20 protein-coding genes and 1 pseudogene are annotated in these 18176 nt (G+C 69.3%); 5 read left to right on the forward strand and 16 right to left on the reverse strand.

Annotation, left to right across the window (positions count from 1 at the left end; genetic code table 11):
* Nucleotides 1–79: 79 nt before the first annotated feature.
* A complete protein-coding gene (locus QRX50_RS26515; RefSeq protein WP_285965881.1) occupies nucleotides 80–496 on the reverse strand; it encodes a hypothetical protein in 417 nt (138 codons plus the stop codon).
* Between the two features lie 43 nt (nucleotides 497–539).
* Between QRX50_RS26515 and QRX50_RS26520 the strand changes: the two genes are divergently transcribed.
* From QRX50_RS26520 to QRX50_RS26535, 4 genes and pseudogenes are all read left to right on the forward strand, one after another.
* Nucleotides 540–779, forward strand: a complete 240-nt coding sequence (locus QRX50_RS26520) for a hypothetical protein (RefSeq protein WP_285965882.1) — start codon at nucleotides 540–542, stop codon at nucleotides 777–779.
* Nucleotides 780–1434: 655 nt separating this feature from the next.
* Nucleotides 1435–2429: pseudogene (locus QRX50_RS26525) on the forward strand (SulP family inorganic anion transporter); the annotation flags it as partial.
* Between the two features lie 270 nt (nucleotides 2430–2699).
* A complete protein-coding gene (locus QRX50_RS26530) occupies nucleotides 2700–3056 on the forward strand; it encodes an STAS domain-containing protein (RefSeq protein ID WP_285974565.1) in 357 nt (118 codons plus the stop codon).
* Between the two features lie 134 nt (nucleotides 3057–3190).
* Nucleotides 3191–6442, forward strand: a complete 3252-nt coding sequence (locus QRX50_RS26535) for a TIM-barrel domain-containing protein (protein WP_285965883.1) — start codon at nucleotides 3191–3193, stop codon at nucleotides 6440–6442.
* A gap of 100 nt (nucleotides 6443–6542) precedes the next feature.
* Here the strand turns inward: QRX50_RS26535 and QRX50_RS26540 are convergent, their stop codons facing one another.
* From QRX50_RS26540 to QRX50_RS26550, 3 genes are all read right to left on the reverse strand, one after another.
* Nucleotides 6543–8000: a PP2C family protein-serine/threonine phosphatase gene (locus QRX50_RS26540; protein WP_285965884.1), complete on the reverse strand. Its 1458-nt coding sequence runs from the start codon at nucleotides 7998–8000 to the stop codon at nucleotides 6543–6545.
* Entirely contained in the window at nucleotides 7997–8719 is a 723-nt protein-coding gene (locus QRX50_RS26545; protein WP_285965885.1) for a GAF and ANTAR domain-containing protein, read from the reverse strand. Before QRX50_RS26545 ends, QRX50_RS26540 begins: the two co-directional genes overlap by 4 nt.
* 384 nt (nucleotides 8720–9103) lie before the next feature.
* Complete coding sequence (locus QRX50_RS26550) at nucleotides 9104–9394, reverse strand: iron-sulfur cluster biosynthesis protein (protein WP_285965886.1); 291 nt, start codon at nucleotides 9392–9394, stop codon at nucleotides 9104–9106.
* Nucleotides 9395–9916: 522 nt separating this feature from the next.
* On the opposite strand from QRX50_RS26550, the gene QRX50_RS26555 reads away from it, so the two are divergent.
* Nucleotides 9917–10561, forward strand: a complete 645-nt coding sequence (locus QRX50_RS26555; protein ID WP_285965887.1) for a phosphate signaling complex PhoU family protein — start codon at nucleotides 9917–9919, stop codon at nucleotides 10559–10561.
* 15 nt (nucleotides 10562–10576) lie between these two features.
* On the opposite strand, the gene QRX50_RS26560 is transcribed toward QRX50_RS26555, so the two are convergent.
* From QRX50_RS26560 to QRX50_RS26615, 12 genes are all read right to left on the reverse strand, one after another.
* The gene (locus QRX50_RS26560) at nucleotides 10577–11089 is read right to left on the reverse strand and encodes a DUF2231 domain-containing protein (RefSeq protein ID WP_285965888.1); all 513 of its coding nucleotides are present in this window, start codon (nucleotides 11087–11089) and stop codon (nucleotides 10577–10579) included.
* A 362-nt stretch (nucleotides 11090–11451) separates the two neighbouring features.
* A complete protein-coding gene (locus QRX50_RS26565; protein WP_285965889.1) occupies nucleotides 11452–12297 on the reverse strand; it encodes a mechanosensitive ion channel family protein in 846 nt (281 codons plus the stop codon).
* Nucleotides 12298–12876: 579 nt separating this feature from the next.
* A complete protein-coding gene (locus tag QRX50_RS26570; RefSeq protein WP_285965890.1) occupies nucleotides 12877–13164 on the reverse strand; it encodes a gas vesicle protein K in 288 nt (95 codons plus the stop codon).
* Nucleotides 13157–13342: a gas vesicle protein gene (locus QRX50_RS26575; protein ID WP_285965891.1), complete on the reverse strand. Its 186-nt coding sequence runs from the start codon at nucleotides 13340–13342 to the stop codon at nucleotides 13157–13159. Before QRX50_RS26575 ends, QRX50_RS26570 begins: the two co-directional genes overlap by 8 nt.
* Complete coding sequence (locus QRX50_RS26580) at nucleotides 13339–14109, reverse strand: GvpL/GvpF family gas vesicle protein (protein WP_285965892.1); 771 nt, start codon at nucleotides 14107–14109, stop codon at nucleotides 13339–13341. The genes QRX50_RS26575 and QRX50_RS26580 overlap by 4 nt, the downstream gene beginning before the upstream one ends.
* Entirely contained in the window at nucleotides 14096–14455 is a 360-nt protein-coding gene (locus tag QRX50_RS26585; protein ID WP_285965893.1) for a gas vesicle protein, read from the reverse strand. The genes QRX50_RS26580 and QRX50_RS26585 overlap by 14 nt, the downstream gene beginning before the upstream one ends.
* Nucleotides 14456–14458: 3 nt before the next feature.
* Nucleotides 14459–14788, reverse strand: a complete 330-nt coding sequence (locus QRX50_RS26590) for a gas vesicle protein GvpO (RefSeq protein WP_285965894.1) — start codon at nucleotides 14786–14788, stop codon at nucleotides 14459–14461.
* A 6-nt stretch (nucleotides 14789–14794) separates the two neighbouring features.
* Nucleotides 14795–15061, reverse strand: a complete 267-nt coding sequence (locus tag QRX50_RS26595) for a gas vesicle protein GvpG (protein ID WP_285965895.1) — start codon at nucleotides 15059–15061, stop codon at nucleotides 14795–14797.
* A 4-nt stretch (nucleotides 15062–15065) separates the two neighbouring features.
* On the reverse strand, nucleotides 15066–15851 hold the full coding sequence (locus QRX50_RS26600) for a GvpL/GvpF family gas vesicle protein (protein ID WP_285965896.1): 786 nt from the start codon (nucleotides 15849–15851) through the stop codon (nucleotides 15066–15068).
* A 5-nt stretch (nucleotides 15852–15856) separates the two neighbouring features.
* Nucleotides 15857–16267: a gas vesicle protein GvpJ gene (gene gvpJ, locus QRX50_RS26605; RefSeq protein WP_285965897.1), complete on the reverse strand. Its 411-nt coding sequence runs from the start codon at nucleotides 16265–16267 to the stop codon at nucleotides 15857–15859.
* Nucleotides 16264–17388 carry an SRPBCC family protein gene (locus QRX50_RS26610; RefSeq protein ID WP_285965898.1) on the reverse strand — a complete coding sequence of 375 codons (1125 nt, stop codon included), beginning with the start codon at nucleotides 17386–17388 and terminating at the stop codon, nucleotides 16264–16266. The genes gvpJ and QRX50_RS26610 overlap by 4 nt, the downstream gene beginning before the upstream one ends.
* On the reverse strand, nucleotides 17385–18065 hold the full coding sequence (locus tag QRX50_RS26615; protein ID WP_285965899.1) for a hypothetical protein: 681 nt from the start codon (nucleotides 18063–18065) through the stop codon (nucleotides 17385–17387). The genes QRX50_RS26610 and QRX50_RS26615 overlap by 4 nt, the downstream gene beginning before the upstream one ends.
* Nucleotides 18066–18176 lie beyond the last annotated feature (111 nt).

Below are 18176 nucleotides of genomic sequence, written 5' to 3' on the forward strand. Positions count from 1 at the left end.
GGCGGCTACGTCGTGTGCTGTTCGGAGGCCGGAAGCCGCGGACCACCCCCAGCGGCCCCGGGCGGCCACTACCCGGCCATTACACGGGATTCCCCGGGGCACAGGATCCGCCGAAGATCTTCGTGGTGCCGACGTAGAGAGCTCCGCCGAGGTCGTTGATGCTCACCGTCGTGCCGCCGCCGTTGGTGTTGCTCGACCACAGCGGCACGCCGCGATTGTTGTAGACGACGAGGCTGCCGAGCTGGGTGTAGGTCGCGTAGTTCCCCGCCCCTGACGTCCGCGACGACCAGCAGGCGCGGGCCCTGTACTCGACGAGGTTCCCGTCAGGCCGCATCAACAGGTTGTAGTTCTCCTCGGGCGCGGAAAGGATGAATTGGTTGTCGTACAGCGAACAGCCCCGGAGCAGGGTCGGCGTGGTGACGCTGGAGCATGAAGTCGCGGCGTCCGCCGCGGCAGGAGCCAGCGCGGCGACCCCGGCGGTCGAAGCGACCGCCATCGCGACGCTGTCGTTGTGCGCGAACGTGGGCTAGGCGCTGTCATTGAGCTTCTTCGGAGTCACCGCAACGCGTGACGCCCTGACCGCGGAGCAGTGGACGTGGCAGTACTACGTGGAGCAGGCCGACCGCGGTCGTGAGCCTTCGGGCGCCGAGCTGGACCGGGTCGCGGGAACCCACAACTACGACCCACTCCACGAATACACCCGGAGGATGTTGACGCTCTCACCGTCGTCCCCGCTGGTTGACTGTTCGCTGCTTGGCCTGTCGGATGGTGCCGAGTGAGCTGCACGGGCCTTTCCGGCCGGCCGCAGGGTGTCGGTGGTGCCGTCGTGTTTCCGACCGCTCGGGCGCGATCCGTTGGTGGCGAGGGGCCAAGAATTCACCCAGCTCGGGTGGGGGCGAGTTCGTCCGCGGCGGTCACCGTGTCCTGGTGAACGCCGCAGCCGCACGCGAACTCTCCGGCCGCTACTCGGCTCGTGCGCTGCCGCAGGGCTGGAGGCACGTGCGAGCGACCGCCCGGATCGGTCCTCCGCTCTTGCCCATCGGTGAGCGGGATCTTCTCGTCGCCGTGGACTCCTTTGTGGTGCGGGCGTCGAACGCGGGAGGGCGGCGACGCGGTGGCGGGAAGCTTCGTCGGCCCCGCACGCCCCTCGCCGGGTTGAGCTGACCGAGGGGAGGCTTTTCAGCGTCGACAGGTCATCGCCGCGTTTACCGGGCTCGGCGCCGGCCTGCGCGGGTGGACGGCTCGTCCTTCTGAGGCGAGGGCCGGCGGCCCCAGCCTGGTTAGCGTCGCAAGCACTGCCCGCTGGAAGAAGGGATCGGCGCCATGGCCCAGTGGATCCCCGGCCTACACCAAGTGCGAACCTACCAGCGCCGTTGGCTGGTCAAGGACCTCGTGGCGGGTGTAGTTCTCACGACGCTGCTGGTCCCGCAGGGCATGGCCTACGCGGAACTCGCCGGGCTGCCGGCGATCACCGGGCTGTACACGTCCATCCTGTGCCTGCTGGGATACGCGCTCTTCGGGCCCTCGCGGATCCTCGTGCTGGGGCCGGATTCCTCGCTGGGGCCGATGATCGCCGCGACCGTCCTGCCCCTCGTCGCGGCGGACGGGGACCCGGCGCGAGCCGTCGCGCTCGCGTCGATGCTGGCGATCATGGTCGCGGTGATCACGATCGTCGCCGCCGTCGCGAAGCTCGGTTTCATCGCCGACCTCATCTCGAAGCCCACGATGATCGGGTATCTCAACGGGCTGGCCTTGACCATCGTGGTGAGTCAGCTGCCCAAACTGTGCGGGTTCAGCGTCGACGCGGAAGGGCTCATCGCCGAGATCGGCGCCGTGGTGCGGGGCATCGCCGGCGGCGAGGTGGTCGGCGCGGCCGCTGCGGTCGGGGTCTGCGGTGTCGCGGCGATCCTCGTGCTGCAACGCTGGGTGCGCAAGGTGCCGGCGGTTCTGGTCGTCGTCGTGCTCGCGATCGCCGCGGTACCGCTGTTCGACCTGGGCGCCCGCGGCGTGCAGCTGGTCGGCGTCCTGCCCGCCGGCTTCCCCCGCTGACGATCCCGCACGTAGGGCTCGCCGATCTCGCACCATTGCTCGCCGGAGCGGTGGGCATCGCGGTGGTGTCGCTGGCGGACACGATCTCCACGGCCTCGGCCTTCGCCGCCCGCACCGGGCAAGAGGTCCAGGGCAACCGGGAGATGGCCGGGATCGGGGTGGCGAACCTGGCGGCGGGGCTGTTCCAGGGTTTTCCCGTCAGCACCAGTGGCTCGCGGACCGCGGTGGCCCAGCAGGCGGGGGCCCGGACCCAGCTGGCCGGGGTCGTGGGCGCCGTGCTGATCACGGTGATGATCGTGGTGGTGCCCGGCCTGTTCCGGAACTTGCCGCAGCCCGTGCTGGCGGCGATCGTGATCACCGCCGCGGTGTCGTTGGCCTCCGTGCCCGGGACGGTGCGGCTGTGGCGCCAGCGCAAGACCGAGTTCCTGCTGTCGATCGCCGCGCTGGCCGGAGTCGCGCTGCTCGGTGTGCTGCCCGGGATCGCGATCGCGGTGGTCCTGTCGATCCTGAACGTGTTCCGGCGCTCGTGGCTGCCCTACCACACGATGCTCGGGAAAGTCCCGGACCTGCCGGGCTTCCACGATGTCCGGTCCTATCCGCGGGCGCTGCGCCTGCCGGGACTGGTGATCTTCCGGTTCGACGCGCCACTGATGTTCGCCAATGCCAAAACCTTCCGCAACGAGGTCCGCCGGCTGGTGGCGGCCGGCCCCGCTCCCCGGTGGATCGTCGTGGCCGCCGAGCCGGTGACCGATGTGGACACCACCGCCGCCGACATGCTGCGTGATCTCGACGATGAGCTCAACGCGCGCGACACCCACCTGGTGCTTGCCGAGCTGAAGGACCCGGTGCGGCGCAAGATCGACCGCTACGAGCTCACCCGCACCCTCGACCCGGCTCACTTCTACCCCACCATCGGCGCTGCCGTGGCCGCTTTCCGCGAGGAGACGAGCGCCGACTGGGTTCCCTTCCGCACGGGTGAACCAGAACGACCTTCTTCACACGGATGATCCCCCCGGAGCCGCCCGGCCTACTCCCCGCTTTGCGGTGAGCCGACAGGACAGACCATCGGACAGACTGCAGCGCGCGTCTTCATCCTTGATCGTTCCCGAAGTACCCTCGCCGAGGATCTGTCGAGGAGGCAATGGTGGCGAGACGGGCGACGTCGGTCCGACGACGACTTCTGGTGCGGCTCTTGGCCGTGGCGTGCCTGGCGGGCACGCTGGTGTCCACCGGAGTTTCCGCCGGTGCGGCATCGGACTCCGCTCTGGCCGCGCAAACCGTGACTGCCGGGCAGGCGCGGTTCGAAGTCCTGTCGCCGACGCTCATCCGGACGGAGTACGCGGGCGACTCCGCGTTCGTCGACGCCGGTACCTTCAACGCGGTCGGCCGCGGCAGTTTTGCCAGGACCCCCTACACCGCAACGAAGCGCGACGGCTGGCTGACCATCCGGACCAGCGCCGTCCAGGTGCGGTACAAGCTCGGCTCAGGGGCGTTCTCCGACGGCAACCTCACTGTGGAGCTGCGCGCGGGCGGCCAGGAGGTCACGGCCCGTCCCTGGGCGGGCAAACTGACCCCCGTCTGCGCGTTCGGCACCCTGTGCGAGGCCGAGGATCTGCAGCTTTCCGGGCCGGGTGCGGCGAACGACCACCGCGGCTACACCGGCGCCGGCTTCGCCGCGGGCTTCGCCAATGCCGGCGACGACCTGGCGTTCCGCACGACCGCCGCGGCGGCCGGCGACTACCAGCTGGATCTGCGGTACGCCAACGGATCCGGCGGCGACGGGCAGCACACCACACGCACGCTCACGGTCCTCGTGGACGGCGGTGATCCGCACACGGTGTCGTTGCCGCCCACCGCCGATTGGGACACCTGGGCGCTCGCCACCGTGCCGGTGACGCTGTCCGCGGGGGAGCACCAGGTGAGCGTCGCGCGCGCCGCCACCGACTCGGGCAACGTCAACGTCGACAGTCTCGCCGTGGTCACGACGGGCGCCTCGTACCCGCAGCCCGTCCCACCCGCACCCGCACCCTGTGCCTTCGGTGCCCTCTGCGAAGCCGAGCAGGGCGCCCTGGCCGGCGGTGCGCGCTCGGCGAGCGACCACGACGGCTACTCCGGCAAGGGCTTCCTCGCGGGCATGGAGCGCGTGGACGCGTCCGGCGCGTTCACAGTGACCGGCGTTCCCGCGAACGGCTCGTACGACCTGCAACTGCGCTACGCCGACGCGACCGCCGTCTCCGGCCAGACCCAGCCCACCACCCTGTCCCTCCAGGTGGACGGTGCCGCACCGACCAGCCTCACGCTGCCGGCGACGAGCAGCTGGAACTCGTGGCGGACCACGGCCGTCCCGGTCAAGCTCGCGGCCGGCACCAACACCGTGAGGCTCGGCTGCCCCGACTCGACGAATTGCCACCTCAACGTCGACACCGTCGCGATCACCAGGCCGCACTCGGCGCTGCTCGCCCCACACGCGGCGCTCGGTGGCTACCGGCGCGGGCTCGACGGAGTGGACGGCACCGCGGTCACCGCCCCGGGAATCCTTTACCAGGACGGCTGGTCGCTGCTCGACGACACCGCCTCGGCGCTGTACGACCCGCGTACCAAGGTCGTCACCCAGCGCCCCGCGCACGGCGGCAAGGCCTACCAGGACGGGTACGTGTTCGCCTACGGCCAGGACTACGCCCGCGCGCTGCGTGAGCTGGCCCAGCTGACCGGGCCGTCGCTGCTGCTGCCGCGCTGGTCGTACGGGGTCTGGTACTCCGAGTACTACGACCGCACGGCCGGGGACTTCGAGCAGACCATCCTGCCGAAGTTCCGGTCGGAGAACGTGCCGCTGGACATGCTCGTGGTCGACACCGACTTCAAGACGCCGAACAAGTGGAACGGCTGGGAGATCGACCCGGCCCGTTTCCCCGACCCGGCGGCGTTCTTCCAGTGGGCGCACGATCAGGGCCTGCACACCGGGCTGAACGTCCACCCGAGCATCCTCGCCTCCGATCCGCAGTTCGCCGCGGCGCAGGCGACCGCGAAGGGCAAGCTGAAGCCCGGCAGTTGCGGCGGTGGCGGCACCGACTGCTACGTGTTCGACTTCGGCGACCCGGACCAGCTGCGGGCCTACTTCGACCTGCACCGGCCGATGGAACAGCAGGGCAACGACCTCTGGTGGCTCGACTGGTGCTGCGACGGGTCGAACTCCGGCCTCGCCGGCGTCACCCCGGACTCGTGGATCAACCAGCAGTACGCCGACGACGCGGCGAAGACCGTCGGCCGCGGATTCGCGTTCTCCCGCGCGTACGGTTCGCTGCAGGCCGGTGGCTACAGCTCGCCCACCGCGGTGCCCACGGGGCCCTGGGCCGACAAGCGCACCACCCTGCACTTCACCGGTGACACCACTTCCGACTGGGCCACGCTGGGATTCGAGGTCGGCTACACGCCCGGCGAATCCGCGGCGACGGGGCTGGCTTCGGTGAGCCACGACATCGGCGGCCACACCGGGGGCCTGCAGGAACCAGGGAGCGAGCCGGGCAGCACGAAGCTGCCGGACGACCTGTACGCGCGCTGGGTGCAGTTCGGCACGTTCCAGCCGATCGACCGGCTGCACTCCAACCACAGCGACCGGTTGCCGTGGCAGTACGGGGCCGCCGCGGACGCGTCGGCGACGAAGTTCCTGAACCTGCGCGAGGACCTCGTGCCGTACACCTACACGCTCGCGCAGCAGGCCACCGCCACGGGGCTGCCGATCGTGCGGCCGCTGTACCTGCAGTACCCCGGGCAGCAGGAGGCCTACGCCCAGGCGGGCGGGGAGTACCTGTACGGGCCGGACGTGCTGGTGGCTCCCGTGACGAGCCCGGGCACCACCGCCACCACGAGCGTGTGGTTCCCGCCCGGCAGCGACTGGACGGACTACTTCACGGGCAAGACCTACCACGGCGGGACCACCGCGCAGATCACGACGGGCTGGGACACGATGCCGGTGTTCCTGCGCTCAGGCGGCATCATGGTCACCCGCAGCGGCGACGTCACCGGCGACGAGGGCCAGCCGCTGACCGCCCCGACGGTCACCGTGGCCGGCGGCCACCAGGGCGCGTTCACCCTCTACGAGGACGACGGGCAGTCGCCTTCGGCGAAGGGCGCCACCACCGGCATGACCTACACCGAGGACGCCCACTCGGCGACGCTCGCGATCGCCCCGCACGGGTCGTACCCGGGCAGGCCGGCGCAGCGCACCTGGACCGTCCGGTTCACCGACGCGAAGGCGCCGTCGGCGGTGTTCGTCGACGGGCACCGCAGCGCCGAGAAGACGTGGACCTGGGACCCGGCGACGAAAACCGTGACCGTCCGGACGCCGGCGCAGCCGGCTGCCCGCCCGCTCACCGTGCGGTTGCTGACCTCGTAGTCCACCGTTTCGGGGGAGGCGGCGCGCAATGCCGCCTTCCCCGGCGCCAGGCGTCCCGTTGAGTGCGCCCAGCCGAGCCGCCCTTCATCCGAAAAGAGCGTCACTTTCCCGGATCGATGTCGCGAGCGTCGGTCCACCGCGCGAGCAGGACGGTGGCGTCGTCCTGCAAAGCGCCGTCGTGGTGGGCGAGCACGGCCTGGATCAGCCGCCGCACGGTCTCCGGCGGTGGGTACCCGGTCGACGCCTCGCGGCGTAGGAAGTCGGCCAGCCGTGCCTCTCCGAAGAACTCGCCTTCGCTGTCGCGGGCCTCGGTGATGCCGTCGGTGTAGAGGACCAGCCAGTCGTCGGGCTGCAGCCGTTCCTCGCCGACCACCAGCTCGCCGGAGCCCAGCCCCAGCGCGGCCCGCCTCCCGCCGGTCAGCTGCTTCACGACTTTGCCGCCACGCATCAGCAGCGGCTCCGGGTGGCCGGCGTTGATGTATCGCATCCGTCCGGTCGTGAGGTCGATCTCGGCCAGCACGGCCGTGGCGAAGGAAACGTTGCCGAACGCCGCGCCGATCGTCTCGTCGATCTGCCGGGCCTGTTCGAAGAGCCCGTAGCCGGCGCGGCGGGCGCTGCGGTGGGTGGCCAGTGCGGTCGCGGCGATGTGGCCGCTGCGCAGGTCGTGTCCGACGGCGTCGACGATGAACAGCACGGCGGTGGTGTCCGAGAGCGAGTAGTCGAAGGCGTCCCCGGCGACGGCGTGCCGCGGCTCGAGCACGCCGGTGACGACGAAACCGTCGACACCTGCGGTCAGTGGAGGCAGCAGGGACCAGATCAGTTCGCCGGGGATCGTTCGATCCCTGCGGTGGCGCAGCGCATCGAGGCCGTCGCCGTACTGCGTCATCAGCACGACGAGGTGCCCGACGAGCAGGGCCACCCACCGGCACTGCGCACGCAGCCCGGGGTCCTCGAGCGTGGCCTCGTCGGCCACGGTGGCTCGCAGGACGCCGATCCGCTCGGCGCCGTCGACGAGCGGCACCCACAAACACGGCCGGCCGGCCGAATCCGCGGGCAGCATCTCGAGGCTGCGGAATGCGCGGCCGGCCAGTGTGCTGTCGATCGGCAACGGTGGCCCGGGATCCGCGGCGGCGGACACCGGGTGCAGGAACTGCTGGGCGTAGTCGACGAGGTAGGCGCTGAACCCGATCCCGATCAGCCTGCCCGCGGCTTCGACGAGGCGGGGGAGCCGTTCGGGCGGCGCCAGCTCCGCGCCTTCGAGCAGGTGCACGAGGGCGGCCAGCGAGTCGTCGTGCGGGCTGCGGGGGCGGAGTGCGCTGCTGTACGGGGCGCGGCGGGTCCAGGTGATCTCGTCGAGGCACTCGTTGACCGCGTGGGCCAGCAGGTCACATTGGTGCCGAGGTAGTCCGGCGGCACCGTGGAGGTACGCCTCGACCTCCACCAGGTCGTGGCTGCCGCCGAGAGTGAAGTAACGCGTCCAGAGCTGTTCCGGCGTCAGGTCGGCGTGCCGGCGGGCGAGGACGATCTCGCGACGCTGCACGCCGTCGGCCCCGTTCACCGGCGTGACCGGATGGCCGCGCGCAGCATTGCCTCGGCGTTGTCCCGCAAAGGTTTGCCGACTCGCGAGGCCTCGTCCGCCAGCACCAGGAACGCCATCTCCTCAGAGACGTGGTCGCGGCCCATCACGACTCCCTTGGCCATGCTGACGATGTCCCGGGCACGCAGCGCCGACCGCAGCTCGGTGCTGAGTCTTACCGCGGCATCGGCCGACCTCACGTTCGCCACCAACACCGCGGCTTGCGACGCGAACATCGTGAGTAGCGTCCGGTCCCGCTCGTCGAACGCGTGCGGCCGGCCGGCGTACACCTTCACGGCGCCGAGGCTGCGGCAGCCCGTGACCATCGGAGCGCTCAACACGGATCGCAGGCCGAGTCGCGCGGCCGACGCCGCCCACTCCGGCCAGCGGTCGTCGTCGTGCAGGTCGCCGACGTCGATCACCGAACTCTCCTGCCACGCCGTCAGACACGGCCCGGCCCCCAGCTCGTACTGCAGCCGGTCCGCCCGTTCGACCTCTTCGCCGGTGGCCGCCCAGGTCACCGGCGCGCCCTGGTCGCCGACCGCCGTCACCGCCGACCCGAGCGCCGAGGGGAACACCTCCCGCGCGGTCGCGGTGATCAGCTTCAGCAGCGACTGCACCGTTTCGGTGGTGAGCAGCAGGCCGGACAGCCGGGCGAACACGGCGGCGAGCTCGTCGGCCAAGGGCAGCTCGGGTTCCATCGGGTCCTTCTTCCCCGCAATGCGGCGTTGCAGGGGTGGCTACCCGGCCGGGGTCGTGTCCAATCGGGACGCCGTGGGGAGAATCTGAACCCGGTCGTCGCAAGAGATTTCTTGCCCTGCCGCTCCCGGAGCTGGTCGCCCGCGCGACGCTCCAGGCCCTCGCCTCCGATGGCCGTGGGCAGCTGGTCCCGTTCATGCCGATCAGCCGGTGCAGACCGGCAGCCAGGCCGGCTCGTTCTCGCCCCACTCGATGGTGGCACTGCTCGGATTGCGGTGGCAGTCGGCTGACTGCTCAACCGGCTGCCACCTGCGCTGTGGGTTCCCGCAAATCATGCGGTTACACCAAACTGCGACGTTCGACCCGCGACGCGCTTTCAGTGCTGCTCAATGTGTGATCGTGATCAGAAATGTGTAGTGCCCGTCAATGTCTTTACGGACGTCAAGGACCTTGTCGGCGAGCCGGGTCCGCGTTTCGCGGGCGAGGAACACATGGGCGCCGGCGCTCGCGACGACATCGTCCCCGGCGGCGGGGTGCGCGGTGACGGCGACGCTGAGCGCGGCGCTGTCCTCTGGCGGGCCATCGAGGGTGAGGCGGAGGCCGCCGTCAGCATCGATGTTCTGGGCCGCGATCAGCTGCTTGATCGCCTCGGCGGCGGATTCCGTGATGGTGAACATCGATGGTTTCACTTTCTCCGCGTCGGCGAGTCGGCGGTTTCCGCAGTTCCGGTGGCCACGAGTACCCGGTTCGGTCGGCGCCCAACCGCCGCGCGGGTCGGCGGTTGACCTGGGTCGCGGGGGATGGGACGGGGGGCGTGTGCGAAGCGTCTGCGCTCGCAGGCACCCCTGCCACTTGCTCGGACTTCAGCGCCCCGCCGCATTGCCTGCCGGAGTTCCGGTCACCACGGCCTCCGGCTCAGCGCTCTGAAATTCCTTCCTCGCCATGCTGGAGCGGCCCTAGGCGTTACGCTTCTTCGCCTCGCTGCAACGCTGCACAGTTCACCCCCGTTGCGTGCCCCAGCGGCAGCCGAGCTTCACGCCCGGCGCGGCCGTGGACGAGAAGTTTCACCGGCTCCCGTCCGGGTACCCGCGAAGGTCGATGAGGACTTCGGAAATCCGGCGGCCCGGTCGTGGCCGTCCGCCAGGCCGTCGAGCCTGCTGACGCGGTCGTCCGAGGTGCGCGAGAGGGTTGTGGTTGGTATGCGACAGGCATTCCATCAGGAGCTGGCTCGGCTCGGCGCCGAGATGACCGAAATGTGCGTCATCTGCGCGCAGGCGATGCGGCAGGCCACGATCGCGTTGCTCACCGCGAACTTGGAGCTGGCCGAGCAGGTGCTCGGTAGTGACATCGAGCTGGATCTCCAGCGCGCCGAGTGCGAAGAACACGCTGAGGCGCTGCTGGCGTTGCAGGCCCCGGTCGCCCATGAGCTACGACTGGTGCTCGCCGCGGTGTATTGCGCCGACAAGCTCGAGCGCATGGGTGATCTGGCCGCGCACATCGCCGGCACTGCACGCCTTCAGTATCCGGGCCGTTTCGAGTCCGCTGAGGTGAAAGAGGGGTTTCGCTGCCTCGGTGACCTCACCGCGAGCATGGCCGACCGGCTCGCGAACATGATCGCCGCGCCCTTCGCCGGCATGTTCGCCGAATTGGACAGCGCCGACGAGGCGGTGGACGACCTGCACGCGCGAATACTCGATCTGATCACGAGTCAGGACTGGAAAGACGGGGCCGCTGCGGCGGCCAACGCCGCCCTGCTGGCTCGGTACTACGAACGCTTCGGCGACCAATGCGTGTCGGTGGCCAGGCGTCTCGAATTCACCGTGACCGGGGCCTTGCCCGTCTGACTCCGACTGCGAGGGTCACCGGCCGTCCATCCCCACGGGGGGAGGCTCCCAGCGAAAGACCCCGGCGCCCTGGGCGTAGGAGAGGTGGCCACCGAGCGCACCCCCGGCGCCGATGACGAGCAGGCCGAGTACGCCGAGCAATTTGCCTCCTGCCGCGCCACGGCGACGCCTGCGGTAGGAGGCGGTGAAGATCACGGTCGCGAGGAGGTTGAGCACGAGGTGGCAGAACCCGACCCGGCGCTGCCGCTCGCTGAGTTCGTGGTAGTCGGCAGCACCGAGAACCGCTGCCGCCGGAACCGACAGCAGCCCGATTCCGACCAGCCGACGGGAAGCTGTTTCGTTGCCTGGCACCAGGTCGAGCAAAGACGAGCACGCCCATGCGCCGATCGGGAGAGTGACCGCGATCGGGTGCAGCGGATGGCCGAGACTGCGACCTCGCAGCTCCTCGCCGACCTGGCCGCTGAAGAACTTGTTCACCGGCCTCGCCACTGCGGCGGCGGGCTCGTCCAGCGCTTGTACGTCTTCCAAAGTGGACAACAATCGGTGCGGCGGGGCCTCCGCCGCAGTCTGGGTTCTGTACCTGATGGCTGATGGTGTGTTTTCGGTCATGACAAGGGCCTACCCCCCCGGTCGCGCTCCAATCCTCACCGCAGACGCGAATTCTTCGCGCTCCCGCCGCAGTTCCGAGAAACGGGCCGGTGCGACGCGGCGGAAGCGGTGGCAGAACGTCGGCTCGGCCGGGACACGGCTAGTTCCCCAACGCGTGTACGGCCGGTCCAGACGTTCGCCCATTTGGCTAGCGGCTCGGTCGTCATCCGGCCTGCTCCTCGTGCTCCGTGCTCCCGCCGGCTCGATGAGACGCCGGCGGGAGCACGGATCCCGCCCGGGTGTCAGGCTCGATGAGCGCCATCGGCGGTGGCCCTGGGTGGGGTCTGCGTTGGCGGTGACTGGGCGGGGGGTGCGCTCTGCTCCTGGCCGCTCATCTTCTGCTCGGCCTTGTGCTTGGTGTCGGCGGCGTCCTGGGCGGCGCGCTGTTTGCCGATCGCCAGGTCGGACTTGATGGTGTCGTTCTGCTCCTTGGCTTTCTCGTATCCGGAGTTGACCAGTTTCGCGGCGGCGTCGCGGCCGCCGATGCCGAAGGCCAGTGCCGCGGCCAGCGCTGCGGCGCCGACCAGGGCGACGTAGGTGATCGTGACGATCACCGGCGAGATGCCCAGCTGGGTGAGGATCATGAACACGGCGATGCCCATGATCATGGCCGGCACCAGGGTGCCAACGATCTTGCCCGTCGGCGTCTCGCCCATGGTGCGGTGCACCAGCCCGGCGACCGCGCCGGCGACTGCGGCCGCGACGATGAAGATCAGCAGTGCGGCGATGACGTTGGGCAGGTAGCTCAGCACCTGGTTCATGAACCCGGTCAGCGCCGGAATTCCCAGCGTCCCGATGGCCGAGGAGATCACGAAGAACATGATCACCCAGAACACGACCATGCCGACGAGCTTGGAGGGGCTGCCCTGGGGAGAGAACTTCTCCACGTAGTTGGCGCCGCCGCCGGTCTTCAGCTTGTCGTCGACCTTCGCCTTCTGCAGGCCTTTGGTGATGGCCTTGTCGAGCAGTTTGGCGATGATGAAGCCGATCAGCAGCACGAGAAGCGCGCCGATCACCTGGGGCAGGTAGCCCACGAATGTGGTGAACGCGCTCTGCAGACTTTGCAGGATGTTGAAACCGGTGTTCATTGGTCTTGTCCTTTCGTGGACAAATTGTGGTTAAATAGTGGACGCGGCTCGAACGTGCGGTGGCAGTTTTGGCTCTGGCGTTTCGATCCGGTTTCGACGCGAGGCATTTCCCATTCAGTGGATGGGTGCCTTCGCCGGCACTGCAAAACCCCGGATCGGTTGTCGCGTCGAAGCCGAACACCGAGGACCGGGGTGTGGGAGAAGCCTGTGTGGCTCTTGCGGCAGCAGTCGGTTCGTCACCGGTGGCGGGCCGGCCGGTCAGTGGAAACAACCCTGGTCTGCAGGGTGTCAACCCTATTTCGGGTCCTCGGGTACTACGCGGGCGAACTACCGTAGAGGCGCTGTGAGGCGCCCTTGTGACCCTCGGCGGCCTCGCCGGGCATGATGCGCTCCTCTCGGCCGGGCTGTGCAACCCAATCGGGTTGTATTTCCGCTGCGTACCCGGTTGAGAGCGGGCCAAACGCGCCGTTGTCACCCCACGGCGTGCGTCGTTTCCTGGTCGTTTGTTCACGAAAGGGGTTCCGCTCGTCGCTGCCGAAACCCAGCACGACGACGCGCCCGGAGAACAAGCGCGGAGACCTATTCGTCGGGAAGCAGAGACCCCAGTGGTCCGAGATCGAGGTTCAGTTCGCGGCGGTCCAGCCCGAAGTGATCGCACAATTCGTCCATGCGCAGATCGAGGTACATCAGCGTCTGTCCGATCTCTTCGACTTTGTCGTCGTCCAGGTCTCCGTGGTCGACTCGGCGCAGCGCTTGGCGCTCCATGAGCTGGCGCAGTAGTTCGACCACTGTGAGCACCAGGCTGACGAGGCTGCGTTCCGCGGTCTCGGGGTCGGCGTTGATCCGGTTCTCTTGCTCGTTATTCATGAGGGGCCTGCAATGCCGTGATCGACGTGATCAGGGTGCGCAGGGAGACGTGCACGAGATCGACGTCGGCGATCGACAGGGTGATTTCGCCGCTCACCACGACCCCGCCCGCGAGTACGCGGTCGAGCAGGTCGATCAGGGCGACGTTGCGGTTCCCGGCACGCGCCGGCAAGGTCATGATCCCTCCAGTGAAGAGAACGAGTACGGCGGCCACGGCCCGGTCAAGGTCACCGTGAGCACGGGGCTGCCCCGGCCGCACGAGGCCACCGCTTCGGCGAACCGCTCGGCTCGCTGTGCATCGACGAGGTACGCGCCGTTGAGCATCATCGGCCCGTCCTGGTCGGTCAGCGCCCGGCTCTGCGGTGGGTGGGTGCAGGCGTCGGCCGCCAGTTCGGACAGCTCGGCGTGGATGTGATTCGCCTGCTCTGCCGCGTGCCGCTGACGTTCTTCGGACGACGCGAGTGCCTTGCGCCGCCGCGCCAGGTACGCAGCCCCTGCACCTTCGCCGGATGTCACGTCGGCGGCGGGCTCCGGTTCGGTCTGCAGGAACGCCTTCACCCCCCACTCGACCCGGCCGGAGACGTGCTCGAGCGTCCGCTCGAAGTCCGCGCAGCGCTCCTCGACGGCGCCGCGCACGGAGGCATCGTCGTGGTACACCGTCGCCAACCGGACGGGCGCCACCGGCCCCTCCTCGACCAGCGCCGCGATCACGGAGTCGTGCGCTCGCGCCACCGTGGACAGCCAGTCGAGGTCCTCCAGGTTGTGCCGCAAGGCTTCCTCGCCGAAGGAGCTCAACGGCACGTCACCCACCACCGCGGCCAGCCCGCCCGCGGTGACGGCCCGCGGGCGTTCGGCCGAGACGCCAGCGAGGCCGCCGAGCACGGCCGCCCCGGCTTCAGACGTCACGGCGTACAGCCACACGCCGGTCTCCTCAGTCGCCTTCATCGTCCCCGTCTCCGCCGGCCTCGATGGACTCCGGCGCCGCTTCCAACTCCGCGATGCGCGCTCGTAGCTGCCGGTTCTCGTTCTGCAGTTTTCCGTTGTCGCCGGTGAGCCATGGATCGTTCTCCCACCAGTTGATGCCGACCTCGCGGGCGGTTTCCAGCGAGGCGATCACGAGCCGCAGCTTGATCGTCAGCAGTTCGATGTCGAGCAGGTTGACTTGGATGTCGCCGGCGATGACGAGTCCCTTGTCCAGGACCCGCTCGAGGATGTCGCCGAGGTTCGAGGACTGGCCGCTTGGCGCCCCGAGGCCGCCCTGGGACCGGGTGGCCGGTTGTCCCGATTCCATCTCTCAGCTCCCCTCGTTGCCGGTGCCGGACTTTCCGCGGGCGTAGCGCCTCGTGCGGTGGAACGCGAGCAGGTCGCCTTCGGCGTCCAGCTCGATCTCGTACAGCGCCAGGATGTCGGCTGACGAGGGGATGCGGTGTTCCTCGATCACCTCGACCTCCACGATCCAGCCGTCTTCGACCGGTTCGATCGACGTGACGCCCACGGGTTCGTTGGTGATCAGCTCGGCCAGCTGACGCACCGCCGCGGCGGCCGCGGTCGAGGCGACCAGCCCGTCGCGCTCTGATCGACGGCGGGCCGATGGGGCCCGGCCTTCACCTTTCGCGATGGCCATCGGCCGTCACCCTTCCCTTTCGTCACTTCGGCGCACGGGCCGGCTCGGCGGGGAGGCGGTGAGCCGGCTCAAGGCCCGTTGCTGCGCCTCGGCTTCTTCTTCGGCTGAGATCTCGCCGGCGGCCCGCGCCTGCTCCGCCGCCTCCAGCTCACGCCGGACCGACGCCGGGTCGTGCAGTTCTTCGTCGACCCGTCGCTGGATCAGCTCGCCCAGGGCGAGGACCCCGCGCACCGGTGCCAGCGGCAGGCCGAGGATTCCCGACAACAGACCCATGGCGTTACTCCGGCGTCCGTGTGACGACGAAGTCGTACGCTGCGAGTGGGCCGAGCAGGCGGACCGCGACGCGGCCGTCCCATTCCGTCGCGAGCTCGCCGATGGCGGCTTCGAGGTCGTCCTGCCGGTCGGTCTCGGCCAGCACGGCCAAGTGCACTGCTTCCTCGTCGTGGGTCGGCTGCCGCGGCGCGAACTCCGCGACCAGCTCGGTCAGCGCGTCGGCCACCAGTTGCGTGTCGACCGCGCGCTTGGCCTCGATCGCCTGGGTGATCTGTTCGCCCAGTGCCATGCGCTCGTTGCGGGTGGCGTCCTCGGGCTTGCCCCGGATCGCCTCCGCCAGCTGGGCCATGCGGTCGTTCTCGGACAGGATCTCCCGCAGGATGGCCTGCTCGTCGTAGCGCGCCCGCACGACGTACTCCGCCATGCCCTCCAGCTGTTCCAACGCGGCGGTGAAGTCGTCGCGGTTCGCGTCGAGCAGCTCGTCGACCACTGCCCGCTCGTCCGCGACCACCGCGCCGAAGCGCAGCGGCAGCACCGGGACCTCGGCGGCCGCGGAGTCGAGCAGACTCGCGTGCGCGGACAAGTCCTCGGGCCGGCCCAGTGGTGCGTCCCGCGGGATTTCGCTGACGAGCGCGGCGATCGGGCCACTGTGCACTGTGGTCACCTCGGCAGGTGGATCTCCCACTCCGCGTGCGTCGTCGTCGATCTCGACGTCAGCGGGCAGGATGCCGTAGACGTAGATCGCTGTCTCGGTCCCGATCTCGGTTCCGGTGTCTGCTTCGGCGGCCACCGGCCTCACCGTCCTTTCCGGCCGCGGCTCACGGGTTCTTCCTCGTCCTCGTCCTCGTCCTCGTCGTCGCCGAGGATGCCGCGCAGCTTGTCGCCGGCTGCGTCGAGCGCACCGCGGGTCTTGGCCTTGGCGCCGCCGGAGGTCACGTCCTCCAAAAGGTCGGGCAGGCCCTTCTGCTCGGTGCCCGAGATGTCCAGGCGGTTGACCGCTTCCGCGAACCGCAGGTAGGTGTCGACGCTGGCCACCACGATCCGGGCGTCGATGGTCAGCAGCTCGATGCCCACCAGGGACACCCGCACGTAGGCGTCGATCACGAGACCCTTGTCCAGGATCGTGTCGATCACGTCGGCGAGGCTGCTCGAGGACGGCCGGTCGAGGCCACCGCCCCCACCGGAGGGCTGTATGGCTGTCGTCATCGCTTGCTCCCTCGACTTCTGCCGGCGCCCGCACGGGCACGGCCACGGCGCGGCCGCTCTTCTTCGGGCTCCTCGTCGGTGTCTTCCGTGGTCTCGTCGCTGTCTTCGGGCTCCTCTTCCTCCGGCTCCTCTTCGGACTCTTCCTCAGGCTCCTCCTCGGACTCCACGTCCTCGTCCTGCTCGGAACCGGTGTCGGCGGCCTCCTCGTCCTGGTCGGGGGCGCTTTCGTCGCGGTCGGTGTCCTCGTCCTCCTGCTCGACGACCTGCCCGTCGTGGATCTCGCCGTGCCAGCCCTCGATGTCGTCGGGGTTGAGCAGGTCTTCGGTCATCACGTGGCGGCGGAAGTGCTTGAGCTCCAGCCGCGCCCGGCGGCCCTGGGCCCGCCAGATGTTGCCGGTGCGCTCGAACAGGCCCTGGGGGTGGTAGGCGAGGACCAGCACGACCTTGGTGAGGTCGGGCGTGAGCTCGTGGAACGTCACCGCGCCATCGACGTGGCCCTTGGCTCCCTTGGAACGCCAGACGATCCGCTCAAACGGCACCTGCTCCAGGATGCTGGCCTCCCAGGTGCGGTGCGACCAGAAAACCTGCGCCTTCCACTCGGTCTTCTCGTCGCTGACCTGTTCGACGTTGTTGACCTTCTTCATGAACGCCGGGAAGTCGGTGAACCGGGTCCACTGGTCGTACACGAGGTTGATCGGCGCGCCGATGTCGATCTCTTCGACAATATTGGTGAGCTTGATCTTGTTACCCTTGCCGCTGCTACGGCCGCCCCCGCCGCTGAACGCGTCCTTCACCTTCTGCGCGATGCCGGAAAGGCCGCCTTTGAGGGCACCCTTGATCGCCTGGCTCTTGATGCTGCCCTTGCCGCCGGTCACGGCCTCGAGCAGGCCACCGCCGGCTCCTCCGGCGAAGTCGGTCAGCCGCCCGGCAGTCGAAGACATCTTTTTCGTCAGCGCGCCCGTTGCCCGGCCCATCGCCGCCTGGCCCAGCCCGCGCAGGGCATCGGTCAGCTCACTCGTGTCCCCGCCGGTCGCTTTGGAGACGGTGTCGGTGGCTGTGCCGGCTGTGTCCGTCGCTTTGTCGGTGGTGTCTTTCAAAGTCTTGGTGACCACTGCGTTCACCTCCTCGTCCGTCGGACGGGCGAGCGCTTGGTGGCGGTGCGTGCACTGCCGGAACCTTCGCCGTCACCGGAGGACGCGGCCCGCCGGCCGGACGACCGCCGCGGCCGTTCGCCACCGTTGTCCTTGTCCTTGTCCTTGTTGTCAGCGCTCGCGCGGCGGCTCGCCGCACGGCGACGCTGGGGCTTCTCGGGCTCCGGCTCTTCCTCTTCCTCTTCCTCTTCCTCTTCCTCGGCCTCGGCCTCGGCCTCGGCCTCGGCCTCGTCCTCGTCCTCGTCCTCGTCGACGACTTCGGGTTCGTCTTCCGTCTCTTCCTGGGCTTCGTCCTCGCCGTTCGGCTCTTCGTCGTGCTCGTCGTCGGCTTTGGACTTCTTGCCGTGGGTGAGCGCGCCACCGTCCTGGAGGCGTTCGCTCAGCGACTCGATCCTCCCGCTGGCCGCCGTCACCACTGCCGACTTGGCCGCGCTGAGCAGCTCGTCGCGTGCCAGCGATGTCAGCTGGCCGACCTCCGGAGACGTCCCCAGCTGCTTGAGACCACTTTGGACGAGCTTCGCCGGCGACACCCCGGCCTTGCCGGTAGCCCCGGCGGCCGCGATCATCAACGCGAGGCGCCCCTTCTTCGTCCGCCCCAGCAGATAACCGGCTGCGACGCCGAGCGCCATCCGTGTCCCTGCTTTCATTGCCGCTCCTCCTGACTCTTGCGGTAGCGAGATCCCCACGCACAACCCGCACGCCGCCCCCGAAAACAAGGCGAACAGGAATGTGGCTTCGTCATCCAAGTCAGCTACCCG

Origin of the sequence: Amycolatopsis sp. 2-15 (assembly GCF_030285625.1) — a bacterium.
GTDB classification, from domain to species: domain Bacteria; phylum Actinomycetota; class Actinomycetes; order Mycobacteriales; family Pseudonocardiaceae; genus Amycolatopsis; species Amycolatopsis carbonis.